The 14,664-nt window shown below is 62.2% G+C and carries 11 protein-coding genes; 7 read left to right on the forward strand and 4 right to left on the reverse strand.

Annotated elements, in window-relative coordinates:
- Positions 1 to 121: 121 nt before the first annotated feature.
- The 4 genes from KUA23_RS08510 to KUA23_RS08525 all read right to left on the reverse strand — a co-directional run bounded on the left by KUA23_RS08510 (position 122) and on the right by KUA23_RS08525 (position 3,820).
- On the reverse strand, positions 122 to 862 hold the full coding sequence (locus KUA23_RS08510; protein ID WP_034102626.1) for a YciK family oxidoreductase: 741 nt from the start codon (positions 860 to 862) through the stop codon (positions 122 to 124).
- Positions 863 to 1,049: 187 nt separating this feature from the next.
- Positions 1,050 to 1,721, reverse strand: a complete 672-nt coding sequence (gene mupP, locus KUA23_RS08515; RefSeq protein WP_078047487.1) for an N-acetylmuramic acid 6-phosphate phosphatase MupP — start codon at positions 1,719 to 1,721, stop codon at positions 1,050 to 1,052.
- Between the two features lie 4 nt (positions 1,722 to 1,725).
- Complete coding sequence (gene ubiG / locus KUA23_RS08520; protein ID WP_003189760.1) at positions 1,726 to 2,424, reverse strand: bifunctional 2-polyprenyl-6-hydroxyphenol methylase/3-demethylubiquinol 3-O-methyltransferase UbiG; 699 nt, start codon at positions 2,422 to 2,424, stop codon at positions 1,726 to 1,728.
- Positions 2,425 to 2,488: 64 nt separating this feature from the next.
- Positions 2,489 to 3,820 carry a TRZ/ATZ family hydrolase gene (locus tag KUA23_RS08525; protein WP_252993754.1) on the reverse strand — a complete coding sequence of 444 codons (1,332 nt, stop codon included), beginning with the start codon at positions 3,818 to 3,820 and terminating at the stop codon, positions 2,489 to 2,491.
- Positions 3,821 to 3,928: 108 nt separating this feature from the next.
- Here KUA23_RS08525 and mtnA point away from each other — a divergent pair, with 108 nt between their 5' ends.
- The 7 genes from mtnA to cmk all read left to right on the forward strand — a co-directional run bounded on the left by mtnA (position 3,929) and on the right by cmk (position 14,548).
- Positions 3,929 to 4,999 carry an S-methyl-5-thioribose-1-phosphate isomerase gene (mtnA, locus tag KUA23_RS08530; protein ID WP_078047489.1) on the forward strand — a complete coding sequence of 357 codons (1,071 nt, stop codon included), beginning with the start codon at positions 3,929 to 3,931 and terminating at the stop codon, positions 4,997 to 4,999.
- Between the two features lie 424 nt (positions 5,000 to 5,423).
- On the forward strand, positions 5,424 to 8,078 hold the full coding sequence (gene gyrA, locus KUA23_RS08535) for a DNA gyrase subunit A (RefSeq protein WP_028619469.1): 2,655 nt from the start codon (positions 5,424 to 5,426) through the stop codon (positions 8,076 to 8,078).
- A 243-nt stretch (positions 8,079 to 8,321) separates the two neighbouring features.
- Positions 8,322 to 9,407, forward strand: coding sequence for a 3-phosphoserine/phosphohydroxythreonine transaminase (gene serC / locus KUA23_RS08540; protein ID WP_078047491.1), 1,086 nt, complete (start codon positions 8,322 to 8,324; stop codon positions 9,405 to 9,407).
- Entirely contained in the window at positions 9,407 to 10,501 is a 1,095-nt protein-coding gene (gene pheA / locus KUA23_RS08545; RefSeq protein ID WP_003172650.1) for a prephenate dehydratase, read from the forward strand. Before serC ends, pheA begins: the two co-directional genes overlap by 1 nt.
- Positions 10,502 to 10,510: 9 nt before the next feature.
- Entirely contained in the window at positions 10,511 to 11,623 is a 1,113-nt protein-coding gene (gene hisC / locus KUA23_RS08550; protein ID WP_078047492.1) for a histidinol-phosphate transaminase, read from the forward strand.
- A gap of 28 nt (positions 11,624 to 11,651) precedes the next feature.
- Positions 11,652 to 13,862 (forward strand): bifunctional prephenate dehydrogenase/3-phosphoshikimate 1-carboxyvinyltransferase, encoded by a 2,211-nt coding sequence (locus KUA23_RS08555; protein WP_250883470.1) that lies wholly within the window; start codon positions 11,652 to 11,654, stop codon positions 13,860 to 13,862.
- On the forward strand, positions 13,859 to 14,548 hold the full coding sequence (gene cmk, locus KUA23_RS08560; protein ID WP_003172653.1) for a (d)CMP kinase: 690 nt from the start codon (positions 13,859 to 13,861) through the stop codon (positions 14,546 to 14,548). Before KUA23_RS08555 ends, cmk begins: the two co-directional genes overlap by 4 nt.
- Positions 14,549 to 14,664: the final 116 nt, after the last annotated feature.

A 14,664-nucleotide genomic window follows, 5' to 3' on the forward strand; every position in this document is an offset into this window, starting at 1 on the left:
TGCTGAAAAATGTGGGAGGGGGCTTGCCCCCGATAGCGGTGGGACAGTCATTGTATCTGTTGACTGATCCACTGCAATCGGGGGCAAGCCCCCTCCCACATTTGGTTTTACAATGTGCCGGTTATTGCGCGTCGAACGCCTGGCCGTTGATCCCGGCACTGTCCGGCCCCATCAGGTACAGGTACACCGGCATGATTTCTTCCGGCGCGGGCCGTTCCATCGGGTTTTCCCCAGGGTACGCCTGGGCGCGCATGCTGGTGCGCGTGCCGCCGGGGTTGATGCTGTTGGAGCGTACCGCTGCCACATCCTCAAGCTCATCGGCCAAGGTTTGCATCAAGCCTTCGGTCGCAAACTTCGACACGCCATAAGCGCCCCAGTAAGCCCGACCCTTGCGCCCGACACTGCTGGAGGTGAACACCACCGACGCATCCTGGGACAATTTGAGCAGCGGCAACAGCGTGCTGGTCAGCATGAACATCGCGTTGACGTTTACGTGCATGACCCGCATGAAATTCTCGCCGGACAACTGCTCGAGCGGCGTGCGTGGGCCGATGATCGAGGCGTTGTGCAGCAGGCCGTCGAGGTGGCCGAATTCCTTTTCGATCATCGCGGCCAGCTCATCGTATTGATGGGGCAGGGCGGTCTCCAGGTTGAACGGGATCACCACCGGTTGCGGCTGGCCGGCCGCTTCGATTTCGTCATACACCTGGGCCAGGTTGGCTTCGGTCTTGCCCAGCAACAGCACGGTAGCGCCATGGGCGGCGTAGGTCTTCGCCGCCGCCGCGCCGATCCCGCGACCGGCGCCGGTCACTAGGATGATGCGGCCTTTGAGCAGGTCTGGACGTGCGGAGTAATCAAACATAAATAGCCTCGACAAAATTCAGCAGGTTGCAGACACCAAACTTGAAAGCAACGTTGATCCCCTGTGGGAGCGGGCTTGCTCGCGAATGCGGAGTATCAGGCAGCAAATTTGGTCCTGATAGACCGCCTTCGCGAGCAAGCCCGCTCCCACATTTGGATCTTCATTGGTCAGTAGATTCGGTGAATAATCAGCAACTGCACAGTGCGTTATCCAGCACCTTGCGCAGTTCCAGCGGGTGATCCACCACCACATCGGCGCCCCAGTGGCGCGGGTTGTCGTCCGGGTGGATATAGCCGTAGGTGACCGCTGCGGTGCGGGTGCCGGCGTCGCGGCCGGACTCGATATCGCGCAGGTCATCGCCCACGAACAACACGCTGGCCGGGTCCAGGTCGAGCATCTTGCACGCCAGGATCATCGGCTCCGGGTCCGGCTTGCTGTTTTTTACGTGATCAGGGCAAATCAGCAGCGCCGAGCGCTCGGCCAGGCCCAGTTGCTGCATGATCGGTTCGGCAAAGCGCAGTGGCTTGTTGGTGACCACGCCCCAGATGAGGTTGGCCTTCTCGATGTCTTCCAGCAGCTCGGCCATGCCGTCGAACAGTTTGCTGTGGACCGCGCAGCCCTTGAGGTAACGCTCGAGGAATTCCAGGCGCAGTGCTTCGAAGCCTGGGGATTCCGGGTCCATCGAGAAGGTCACGGCGACCATCGCCCGCGCGCCGCCGGAGATCTCATCGCGGATATGCTCGGGGTTGATCGGCCCCAGGCCGCGGTCGGCCCGCATGGCCTGGCAGATGGCGATAAAGTCCGGCGCGGTGTCCAGCAGGGTACCGTCCATATCGAAGAGAACCGCTCGCAACTTCACAGGCTCACTCCTCGCGCAGGGTTTGGATCATGTAGTTGACGTCAACGTCGTTGGCCAGCTTGTAGTGCTTGGTCAGCGGGTTGTAGGTCAGGCCGATGATGTCCTTGACGGTCAGCCCGGCCTGGCGGCTCCAGGCACCCAGCTCGGACGGGCGGATGAATTTCTTGAAGTCATGGGTGCCGCGCGGCAGCAGCTTCATGATGTATTCGGCGCCGATGATCGCGAACAGGTAGGCCTTGGGGTTGCGGTTAATGGTGGAGAAGAACACCTGGCCGCCGGGCTTGACCATGCGGAAGCACGCGCGGATCACCGAGGACGGGTCCGGTACGTGTTCCAGCATCTCAAGGCAGGTGACCACGTCGAACTGCTCGGGCATCTCTTCGGCCAGGGCTTCGGCGGTGATCTGGCGGTATTCCACGCTCACGCCGGATTCCAGTTGATGCAGTTGGGCCACGGCCAAGGGCGCTTCGCCCATGTCGATGCCCATCACGGTCGCGCCGCGCTGGGCCATGGCTTCGCTGAGAATACCGCCACCGCAACCCACGTCCAGCACCTTCTTGCCGGCCAGGTTGACGCGTTCGTCAATCCAGTTGACCCGCAGCGGGTTGATGTCGTGCAGCGGCTTGAATTCGCTCTCGCGGTCCCACCAACGGTGAGCCAGGGCTTCGAATTTGGCGATTTCGGCGTGGTCGACGTTGCTCATGGTGAATCCTCTAAACCTGATAAATCGTTTGGTCAGTTCTGAACCCTGAGGTTCAAAACCTTCGTTATTCGCTGTGCCCGCTGATGCGTTGGCCCCAGGCGATGGCCGTGGCGGTCAACTGTTGTTCATCCATGCGGGTCAATCGCCGGTCGTCGAGCAACTGCTTGCCGGCGACCCAAAGGTGTTTCACACAATCGCGTCCGGTGGCATATATAAGCTGCGAGACCGGATCGTAGATCGGTTGTTGCGCCAGCCCCGACAGATCGAAGGCGACGATATCTGCCGCCTTGCCAACTTCCAGCGAGCCAATCTCGCTTTCCAGGCCCATGGCCCGCGCGCCGTTGAGCGTCGCCATGCGCAGGGCGCGATGGGCGTCCAGCGCGGTGGCAGAGCCGGCGACCGCCTTGGCGAGCATGGCTGCGGTGCGGGTTTCGCCCAGCAGGTCGAGGTCATTGTTACTGGCGGCGCCGTCGGTGCCGATCGCTACATTCACGCCAGCCTGCCACAGACGCTCCACCGGGCAAAAGCCGCTGGCCAGTTTCAGGTTCGATTCCGGGCAATGGATCACGCTGGTGTTGCTTTCTACCAGCAAAGCCAGGTCGTCCTCGCTGATTTGGGTCATATGAACGGCCTGGAAGCGCGGCCCCAACAGCCCGAGGCGACCCAGGCGTGCCAGTGGGCGCTCACCGGTCTGCTCGACGGCTTGCTGCACTTCGAAGGCGGTTTCGTGCACGTGCATATGGATCGCGGCGTCCAGCTCTTCGGCGATTACGCGGATTTTTTCCAGGTTGTCATCGCACACCGTATAGGGCGCGTGGGGGCCGAAGGTGATCTTGATGCGTGGGTGGTGCTTGAGGTCGCCGAACAACTCGATGCCCTGGCGCAGGGCATCGTCGGGCGTGCTGGCGCCCGGAATCGGGAAGTCGAGGATCGGGATCGCGATCTGCGCGCGCATGCCGCTGTTGTGCACGCAGTCGCTGGCGACCTTGGGGTAGAAGTACATGTCGGAGAAGCAGGTGATGCCGCCCTTGATTTGCTCGGCGATGGCCAGGTCGGTGCCGTCGCGCACGAAGGCTTCATCGACCCACTTGGCCTCGGCGGGCCAGATGTGCTTTTCCAGCCAGGTCATCAGTGGCAGGTCGTCAGCCAAGCCGCGAAACAGGCTCATTGCCGCGTGGCCGTGGGCGTTGATCAGGCCGGGGCTGAGCAGCATGCCCGGCAGCTCACGGGTCTCCAGGGCGGGCTGCTTCAAGGCGGCTTCGCGAGGGCCAATAAAGGCAATGCGCCCATCGCGTATGCCCAGGCCATGCTCTTTGAGCACCACGCCAGCGGGTTCGACAGGCACCAGCCATGTAGGCAGCAACAATAAGTCGAGCGGGGCGGCAGTGGCGGTCATCGCAGGCTTCTTCCCAGGCAGCTATAAAAGAAGGGCGAAGTATACCCGAGCGTCCTGGCTGGCGGATCGCTATAATCGGCGGCTTTGTTCATGAGTGCGGAGTAAGGGATGCGCGATCGACTGTTGGCAGCGGAGAAGGTGAAGGCCATCGATTGGCGTGATGGCGCGCTGTACCTGCTCGATCAGCGTGCCTTGCCGTCCCGCGAGAGCTGGGTGGCGTGCGTCACGGTCGAAGACGTCGCGGCGGCCATCCGTTCGATGGTGGTGCGCGGGGCGCCGGCCATTGGTATCAGTGCCGCGTATGGCCTGGTGCTGGCAGCGCGTGAACGGATCGGCGAGGGCGGTGACTGGCAGGCTGCGTGGGAAGAAGACTACGCACTTTTAGCCGATGCCCGACCGACTGCGTCGAACCTGTTCTGGGCGTTGAAGCGCATGCGCGACCGCCTGGACCGCGTCAAAAAGCACGCCGACCCGCTGGCGGTGCTGGAAGCCGAGGCGATTGCGATCCACGAGAGTGATCGCGAAGCCAACCTGACCATGGCCCAGCTGGGCGTCGAGCTGATCCGCAAGCACCAAGGCAATGCCCAGGCCATCCTTACCCATGGTAATGCAGGCGCCCTGGCGACCGGCGGCGTGGGCACGGCGCTCGGGGTGATTCGAGCAGCTTACCTGGAAGGCATGGTCGAGCAGGTCTACGCCAATGAAACCCGGCCCTGGCTGCAGGGTTCGCGGCTGACCGCCTGGGAACTGGCGGGCGAGGGCATCCCGGTGACCGTGAATGCCGATTCGGCGGGTGCGCATATCCTCAAGACCAAAGGCGTGACCTGGGTGATCGTCGGCGCCGATTGCATTGCCGCCAATGGCGATGTGATCAGCAAGATCGGCACCTACCAACTGGCGGTGTGTGCGATGCACCACGGTGTGCGCTTCATGGTGGTGGCGCCGAGCTCGACCCTGGACATGATGATGGCCACTGGCGATGACGTGGCCCTGGAAGAGCGCGATGCCGGGGAACTGTTAAACGTGATGGGGCAGCGTCTTGAGGCCGCTGCGTTTAATCCGGTATTCGATGTGACGCCGGCTGACCTGATTGATGTGATCGTGACGGAGAAAGGCGTGGTCGAGCGGCCGGATACGGCCAAATTGGCCAAGTTGATGTGTCGCAAGCGCTTGCATTGAGGAGCCTGGCGCCCGTGAAATGGCAACCGCAGGCAAGCCAGCTCTCACATTGGATAGTGTTCACAGGTCTAAGTGTGGGAGATGGCTTGCCTGCGATTGGCCATTTAAGTCAATAAAATCCTCGGATCCACGCCCGAAAAATAGCACCACCCCACCTCTGAGCCCCTCTCGTCCCCCTCAAGCCTGTCATCCGTCAACTTACTATGCTCCATGCGCATCAGGGGGATAGGTGCGTGGCGGCGATTGTGATAACATCCGGCGGTTTCCAGGGTTGCCCCGAGGGGTGGCCTATAACGTGCAGATCCGTGTCATAACTCGTTGATTTGTCGTAAGTCGTTGTCAGGCACTTTGCCGGCAGCGGCGAGCTTCGTTCGTCCCATATGGATGTGACGAGGTTTCACCCGAAAAAGGAATCAGGCTTCTCATGGGCGAACTGGCCAAAGAAATCCTCCCGGTCAATATCGAAGACGAGCTGAAACAGTCCTACCTCGACTACGCGATGAGCGTAATTGTCGGTCGGGCACTGCCTGATGCGCGCGATGGCTTGAAGCCCGTGCACCGGCGTGTGCTGTTCGCGATGAGCGAGCTGGGTAACGACTGGAACAAGCCGTACAAGAAATCTGCCCGTGTTGTCGGTGACGTGATCGGTAAGTATCACCCTCACGGCGACACTGCGGTGTACGACACCATCGTTCGGATGGCCCAGCCGTTTTCCCTGCGCTACCTGCTGGTAGACGGCCAGGGCAACTTCGGTTCGGTCGACGGCGACAACGCCGCGGCCATGCGATACACCGAAGTGCGCATGACCAAGCTGGCGCACGAGCTGCTGGCCGACCTGCATAAAGAAACCGTGGACTGGGTGCCGAACTACGACGGCACCGAAATGATCCCGGCCGTCATGCCGACCAAGATCCCCAACCTGCTGGTCAATGGTTCCAGCGGTATCGCCGTGGGCATGGCGACCAACATCCCGCCGCACAACCTCGGTGAAGTCATCGACGGTTGCCTGGCGCTCATCGACAACCCCGAGCTGACCGTCGACGAGCTGATGCAATACATCCCGGGTCCGGACTTCCCGACCGCTGCGATCATCAACGGTCGCGCCGGCATCATCGAAGCCTACCGCACCGGTCGTGGCCGCATTTACATGCGCGCCCGCTCGATCATCGAAGACATCGACAAGGTCGGTGGCCGCCAGCAGATCGTCATCACCGAACTCCCATACCAGTTGAACAAGGCGCGTCTGATCGAGAAGATCGCCGAGCTGGTCAAAGAGAAGAAGCTCGAAGGCATCACCGAGCTGCGCGACGAGTCCGACAAAGACGGTATGCGCGTAGTGATCGAGCTGCGTCGTGGCGAAGTGCCTGAGGTGATCCTCAACAACCTCTACGCCCAGACCCAGCTGCAAAGCGTGTTTGGTATCAACGTGGTTGCACTGATCGACGGCCGCCCGCGCATCCTGAACCTCAAGGATCTGCTGGAAGCCTTCGTGCGTCACCGCCGCGAAGTGGTCACCCGCCGTACCGTGTTCGAACTGCGCAAGGCTCGCGAACGCGGCCACATCCTGGAAGGCCAGGCCGTTGCGCTGTCGAACATCGACCCGGTGATCGCCCTGATCAAAGCCTCGCCAACCCCGTCGGAAGCCAAAGAGGCGCTGATCAGCACCCCTTGGGAATCCAGCGCCGTGGTGGCCATGGTTGAACGTGCCGGCGCCGATTCGTGCCGTCCGGAGACCCTGGACCCGCAATACGGTCTGCGCGAAGGCAAGTACTTCCTGTCGCCGGAACAGGCCCAGGCCATCCTGGAACTGCGCCTGCACCGCCTGACCGGCCTGGAGCACGAGAAGCTGCTGGCCGAGTACCAGGAGATCCTCAACCAGATCGGCGAGTTGATCCGCATCCTCAGCAGCGCCGTGCGCCTGATGGAAGTGATCCGCGAAGAACTGGAAGTGATCCGCGCCGAATACGGCGATGTGCGTCGCACCGAGATTCTCGACGCGCGCCTCGACCTGACCCTGGGTGACATGATCCCGGAAGAAGAGCGTGTGGTGACCATCTCCCACGGTGGCTATGCCAAGACCCAGCCGCTGGCTGCGTACCAGGCCCAGCGTCGTGGTGGTAAAGGTAAATCGGCAACTGGCGTCAAGGATGAGGATTACATCGCTCACCTGCTGGTCGCCAACAGCCACACTACGCTGCTGCTGTTCTCCAGCAAAGGCAAGGTGTACTGGCTCAAGACCTACGAGATCCCGGAAGCCTCCCGTGCCGCCCGTGGTCGTCCGCTGGTCAACCTGCTGCCGCTGGACAGTGATGAATACATCACCACCATGTTGCCGGTCGAGGAATACACCGAAGGTCACTTCATCTTCATGGCCACCGCCAAAGGCACCGTCAAGAAGACCCCGCTGGAATCCTTCAGCCGCCAGCGCAGCGTGGGCCTGATCGCCCTGGAGCTGGACGAAGGCGACGTCTTGATCTCTGCTGCCATCACCGATGGCGAGCGTGAAGTCATGCTGTTCTCCGACGGCGGCAAGGTCACGCGCTTCAAGGAATCCGACGTTCGCGCCATGGGCCGTACCGCCCGCGGTGTGCGCGGCATGCGCCTGCCAGAAGGGCAAAAGCTGATTTCGATGCTGATCCCGGAAGAAGGCAGCCAGATCCTCACCGCTTCCGAGCGTGGTTATGGCAAGCGTACGGCCATCAGCGAGTTCCCGGAGTACAAGCGTGGCGGCCAGGGCGTGATCGCCATGGTCAGCAACGACCGCAACGGCCGTCTGGTCGGCGCGGTCCAGGTGCTCGATGGCGAGGAAATCATGCTGATTTCCGACCAGGGCACCCTGGTGCGTACCCGTGTGGCTGAAGTGTCGAGCCTGGGCCGTAACACCCAGGGCGTGACCCTGATCAAGCTGGCCAAGGACGAAAAACTGGTCGGCCTGGAGCGTGTCCAGGAACCATCGGAAGTCGAAGGCGAAGAGCTGGAAGGTGAGGAGTTTGACGGCGAGGTGATCGCAGCCGGCGATGACAACGTCGACGAGCCAACCCTCGATGCTGCCGCAGACGAAGAAGAACCGCAGGAATAAGCGGACACACAGGGGGCGGATGAAGATTCGCCCCCTTGTTGTTTGTTCCTTATGAAATAGCACGTCCTTTGGCTGGACGCGGTCAATGTGGGAGCTGGCTTGCCTGCGATGGCAGCGCCGCGGTATCACTGCGCTACCGAGGTGCCCTTATCGCAGGCAAGCCAGCTCCCACAAGGGTTCGCTCCAGAGAAAGGTTGTTACCGAACATGATTGCAGCCCCACCAGATCAGAGTGAGATTGGATGTGAGCAAGAGAGCCTATAACTTCTGTGCCGGTCCCGCGGCGCTTCCTGAAGCAGTCCTGCAGCGTGCGCAGGGTGAACTCCTCGACTGGCATGGAAAAGGCCTCTCCGTGATGGAAATGAGCCATCGCAGCGATGAGTTCGTGTCCATCGCCACCAAGGCCGAGCAGGATCTGCGCGACTTGCTGGACATCCCATCCAACTACAAAGTGCTGTTCCTGCAGGGCGGCGCCAGCCAGCAGTTCGCCCAGATCCCGCTGAACCTGCTGCCGGAAGATGGCACGGCTGACTATATAGACACGGGCATCTGGGGCCAGAAGGCCATTGAAGAGGCTTCGCGTTACGGTCACGTGAACGTCGCGGGTACCGCCAAGCCTTACGACTACTTCGCCATTCCCGGTCAGAACGAGTGGAAGCTGTCGAAGGACGCTGCCTACGTGCACTACGTGGCCAACGAAACCATCGGAGGCCTGGAGTTTGACTGGGTGCCGGAAGTGGGCGACGTGCCGCTGGTGTGCGACATGTCCTCGGACATCCTCTCGCGCCCGATCGACGTGTCCAAGTACGGCATGATCTACGCCGGCGCGCAGAAGAACATCGGCCCGAGCGGCATCCTGGTCAACATCATCCGCGAAGACCTGCTGGGGCGTGCCCGTTCGCTGTGCCCGACCATGCTCAACTACAAGGTCGCGGCCGATAACGGCTCGATGTACAACACCCCGCCGGCGTTCGCCTGGTACCTGTCCGGCCTGGTCTTCGAGTGGCTGAAGGAGCAGGGCGGTGTCGCCGCCATGGGCAAGCTGAACGAAGAGAAGAAGCGCACCCTGTACGACTTCATCGACGCCAGCGGGCTGTACAGCAACCCGATCAACCTGACGGACCGCTCGTGGATGAACGTGCCGTTCCGCCTGGCTGACGACCGTCTGGACAAGCCATTCCTGGCCGGTGCCGACGAGCGCGGCCTGCTGAACCTCAAGGGCCACCGCTCGGTCGGTGGCATGCGCGCCTCCATCTACAACGCTGTCGACATCAACGCCATCAAGGCGCTGGTTGCCTACATGGCAGAGTTCGAAAAGGAACACGGCTAATGTCTGAGCAAGAACTCAAGGCCCTGCGCGTACGCATTGACAGCCTGGACGAGAAAGTCCTGGAGCTGATCAGTGAGCGCGCGCGGTGTGCCCAGGAAGTGGCACGGGTGAAGATGGCGTCCCTGGCTGAAGGCGAAGTGCCGGTGTTCTACCGTCCCGAGCGTGAGGCCCAGGTGCTCAAGCGTGTGATGGAGCGCAACAAGGGCCCGCTGGGCAACGAAGAGATGGCGCGGTTGTTCCGTGAAATCATGTCTTCGTGCCTGGCCCTTGAGCAGCCGCTGAAAGTGGCCTACCTCGGCCCGGAAGGCACCTTCACCCAAGCGGCGGCCATGAAGCACTTCGGCCACGCGGTGATCAGCAAGCCGATGGCGGCGATCGACGAAGTGTTCCGTGAAGTGGCAGCCGGTGCGGTGAATTTTGGCGTGGTGCCGGTGGAAAACTCCACCGAAGGCGCGGTCAATCACACGCTGGACAGCTTCCTTGAGCACGACATGGTGATCTGCGGCGAAGTCGAGCTGCGTATCCACCACCACCTGCTGGTGGGCGAGAACACCAAGACTGACAGCATCAGCCGCATCTACTCCCATGCCCAGTCCCTGGCCCAGTGCCGCAAGTGGCTGGACGCTCACTACCCGAATGTCGAGCGCGTCGCGGTCTCAAGCAACGCCGAAGCCGCCAAGCGGGTCAAGGGCGAGTGGAATTCGGCGGCCATCGCCGGTGATATGGCGGCGGGCTTGTACGGCCTGACGCGCCTGGCCGAGAAAATCGAGGACCGCCCGGACAACTCCACGCGCTTCCTGATGATCGGCAGTCAGGAAGTGCCACCGACCGGCGACGACAAGACCTCCATCATCGTTTCCATGAGCAACAAGCCCGGCGCGCTGCATGAGCTGCTGGTGCCGTTCCACGACAACGGGATTGACCTGACGCGCATCGAGACTCGTCCTTCGCGCAGCGGTAAATGGACTTACGTGTTCTTTATCGACTTCATCGGCCACCACCGGGACCCACTGGTCAAGGGCGTGCTCGAGAAAATCAGTCAGGAAGCCGTGGCACTCAAGGTGCTGGGCTCTTACCCGAAAGCGGTTTTGTGAGGCTTTAACATGAGTGGCAACTTCCTCGCCCTGGCTCAGCCGGGCGTGCAACAACTGTCGCCTTACGTCCCGGGCAAGCCTGTGGACGAGCTGGCGCGTGAGTTGAACCTGGATCCGTCCAGGATCGTCAAGCTGGCGAGCAACGAGAACCCACTGGGCCCTAGCCCGAAAGTGTTGGCGGCGATCCGTGAAGAATTGGCCGAGCTGACCCGCTACCCCGATGGCAACGGCTTTGCACTCAAGTCCCTGCTGGCGGAGAAGTGCCGGGTCGAGCTGAACCAGGTAACCCTGGGTAACGGTTCCAACGACATTCTTGAACTGGTCGGCCGTGCCTACCTGGCGCCAGGCTTGAACGCGGTGTTCAGCGAGCACGCGTTTGCGGTCTATCCGATCGTGACCCAGGCGGTCGGTGCCGATGCGCGCGTCATTCCAGCGAAGGATTGGGGCCACGACCTGCCGGCCATGCTGGCGGCCATCGATGCACAAACCCGCGTGGTGTTTATCGCCAACCCGAACAACCCGACCGGCACTTGGTTCGACGCCCAGGCGCTGAACGACTTCCTGCAAGACGTGCCTGAACACGTGCTGGTGGTGCTGGACGAGGCGTACATCGAGTATGCCGAGGGCAGCGACCTGCCAGACGGCCTCGACTTCCTGGCGGCGTACCCGAACCTGCTGGTCTCACGCACCTTCTCCAAGGCCTATGGTCTGGCGTCGCTGCGCGTGGGTTACGGCCTGTCCACCGCGGTGGTCGCTGATGTGCTGAACCGCGTGCGCCAGCCATTCAACGTCAACAGCCTCGCCCTGGCGGCGGCTTGTGCGGCGGTGAAGGATGCCGAGTACCTGGAAGAAGGCCGTCGCATCAACGAAACCGGCATGCTGCAGTTGCAGGAAGGTTTTCGTGAGCTAGGCCTGGGCTGGATTCCGTCCAAGGGCAATTTCATTTGTGTCGACCTCGGCCAAGTGGCTGCTCCGGTATTCCAGGGCCTGCTGCGCGAAGGCGTGATCGTGCGGCCGGTGGCCAACTACGGCATGCCGAACCACCTGCGCATCACCATCGGCCTGCCGGCGGAAAACAGCCGCTTCCTCGAGGCGCTGGCCAAGGTTCTGGCTCGTGGTTGATGTCACTGCATTGCAACCTGCTGTGCCTATGATCGGTCGCCTGGTGGTGGTCGGTCTCGGGTTGATCGGCGGCTCCTTCGCCAAAGGCCTGCGTGAAAGCGGCGTGTGTGGCGAAGTGGTGGGTGTCGACCTGGACCCGCAATCGCGCAAGTTGGCGGTCGAGTTGGGGGTGGTGGATCGTTGCGAGGCGGACCTGGCGCTCGCGTGCCAGGGCGCTGACGTGATCCAGCTGGCGGTGCCGATCCTGGCCATGGAGAAATTGCTGGCGGTGTTGGCGGGCATGGACCTGGGCCAGGCGATCCTCACGGATGTCGGCAGTGCCAAAGGCAACGTCGTGCGCGCGGCGCAACAGGCGTTTGGTGGCATGCCGGCGCGCTTCGTGCCGGGCCATCCGATTGCCGGTTCCGAGCAGAGCGGGGTGGAGGCGTCGAATGCGCAGTTGTTCCGTCGGCATAAGGTCATCCTGACACCGCTGGAGCAAACCGATCCGGCTGCGTTGGCGGTGGTGGATCGCCTGTGGCGCGAGCTGGGGGCGGATGTCGAGCATATGCAGGTCGAGCGTCACGACGAAGTGCTGGCTGCGACGAGCCATCTGCCGCATCTGCTGGCATTTGGCCTGGTGGACTCGCTGGCCAAGCGCAATGAGAACCTCGAGATTTTCCGTTACGCCGCCGGCGGCTTCCGTGACTTTACGCGGATTGCCGGCAGCGACCCGGTGATGTGGCACGACATCTTCCTCGCCAATCGCGAGGCAGTGTTGCGCACCCTGGACACCTTCCGCAGCGACCTCGATGCCTTGCGCGACGCGGTGGATGCCGGCGATGGCCATCAATTATTGGGCGTGTTCACCCGTGCGCGGGTGGCGCGTGAGCATTTCAGCAAGATCCTGGCGCGCCGGGCCTACATGGAAACCGCTGTGAACGCCGATGACCTGACCTTCCTCGCCAACCCGGGCGGCCGCTTGAGCGGAAGCATTCGGGTGCCGGGCGACAAGTCGATCTCCCATCGGTCGATCATGCTGGGTTCGTTGGCTGAGGGTGTGACTGAAGTTGAAGGCTTCCTTGAGGGTGAAGACGCCCTGGCGACCTTGCAGGCGTTTCGCGACATGGGTGTGGTGATCGAAGGCCCGCACCATGGGCGCGTCACCATCCATGGCGTGGGCTTGCAGGGTTTGAAGCCAGCGCCGGGGCCGATTTACCTCGGCAACTCGGGCACCTCCATGCGCCTGCTGTCCGGGTTGCTGGCGGCGCAGCGTTTCGACAGCGTGCTGACGGGCGACGCGTCCCTGTCCAAGCGCCCGATGAATCGCGTGGCCAAGCCACTGCGGGACATGGGCGCGGTGATCGAGACGGGTCCGGAAGGGCGTCCGCCGCTGACTATCCGTGGTGGGCAGTCGTTGAAAGGCCTGACCTACGCCATGCCGATGGCCAGCGCGCAGGTCAAATCCTGCTTGCTGCTGGCGGGGTTGTACGCCGAGGGCAAGACCGCGGTCATTGAACCTGCACCGACCCGTGACCATACCGAGCGCATGTTGCGCGGCTTTGGTTACCCGGTGGCGGTGGAGGGCGCGACGGCTTCGCTGGAATCGGGCCAGGCGTTGACGGCTACCCATATAGAAGTGCCGGGGGATATTTCTTCTTCGGCGTTTTTCCTGGTAGCGGCTTCGATCGCCGAAGGCTCCGAGCTGTTGCTGGAGCATGTGGGGGTCAATCCGACGCGTACTGGCGTGATCGACATCCTGCGGCTGATGGGCGCGGATATCACCCTGGAAAATCAGCGCGAAGTCGGCGGCGAGCCGGTTGCCGACCTGCGCGTGCGCGCGGCGACGCTAACAGGTATCGAGATTCCCGAGGCCCTGGTGCCGCTGGCAATCGATGAGTTCCCGGTGCTGTTCGTCGCGGCGGCGTGCGCCGAGGGGCGAACCGTGTTGCGTGGAGCTCAGGAGTTGCGCGTGAAGGAGTCCGACCGCATCCAGGTCATGGCCGACGGTCTGCTGGCACTGGGGGTGAAGTGTGAACCGACCCCCGATGGGATTATCATTGACGGTGGCCTGATGGGCGGTGGTGAAGTCCATGCCCATGGCGATCATCGGATTGCCATGGCGTTCAGCGTAGCTTCCCTGCGGGCGGCGGCGCCGATTCGTATCCGTGACTGCGCCAATGTTGCTACGTCTTTTCCGAATTTTCTTACACTGTGTGCCCAAGTCGGCATCCGTGTTGCCCAAGAGGCTCAATTGTGAATATCAAAGCACCGGTGATTACCATCGACGGGCCAAGCGGCTCGGGCAAAGGCACGATCGCCGGCATCCTGGCCAAGCGCCTGGGCTGGTGCCTGCTGGATTCCGGCGCGCTGTACCGCTTGCTGGCATTCGCTGCACGCAACCATGGCGTCGACCTGACCAACGAAGAATCCCTCAAGCTGCTGGCGGCACACCTTGATGTGCAGTTCGTCGGCGCGACAGAAGGTCATCCCCAGCGCATCATCCTCGAAGGGGACGATGTGACGGACGACCTGCGCAACGAACAAGTCGGCTCCTGGGCTTCCCAGGTTGCCGCGCTGCCGGCCGTGCGTGATGCGCTGCTGCAGCGCCAGCGGGCTTTCCAGGAGCCGCCGGGCCTGGTGGCCGATGGCCGTGACATGGGAACCGTGGTGTTTCCCGAGGCACCCTTGAAGATTTTCCTGACCGCCAGCGCCGAGGAGCGGGCTCGCCGCCGCTACTTGCAGTTGAAGGGCAAAGTCGATGGTGTTAGTCTGTCGAGTCTGCTAGATGAGATCCGTGCACGCGATGAGCGTGATACCCAGCGCGCAGTAGCCCCGCTCAAGCCGGCGGCTGATGCCATACAGCTGGATTCCACGGAGTTGTCCATCGAGCAGGTGCTGGAACGCATCTTGAGCGAGATCGCCATTCGCGATATCGCCGGGTGACCAAGAAGGCCGCAGGGGACCAGTCATAGTCCTGTGGTGCTTCTTTTAATTGAAACTGACCCACACCGTCTGGGGTGTGGAGATGGGCGTATTCTTCGCCCTTATCAACAGGAATT

It is taken from the genome of Pseudomonas pergaminensis (genome assembly GCF_024112395.2).
Lineage (GTDB): Bacteria > Pseudomonadota > Gammaproteobacteria > Pseudomonadales > Pseudomonadaceae > Aquipseudomonas > Aquipseudomonas pergaminensis.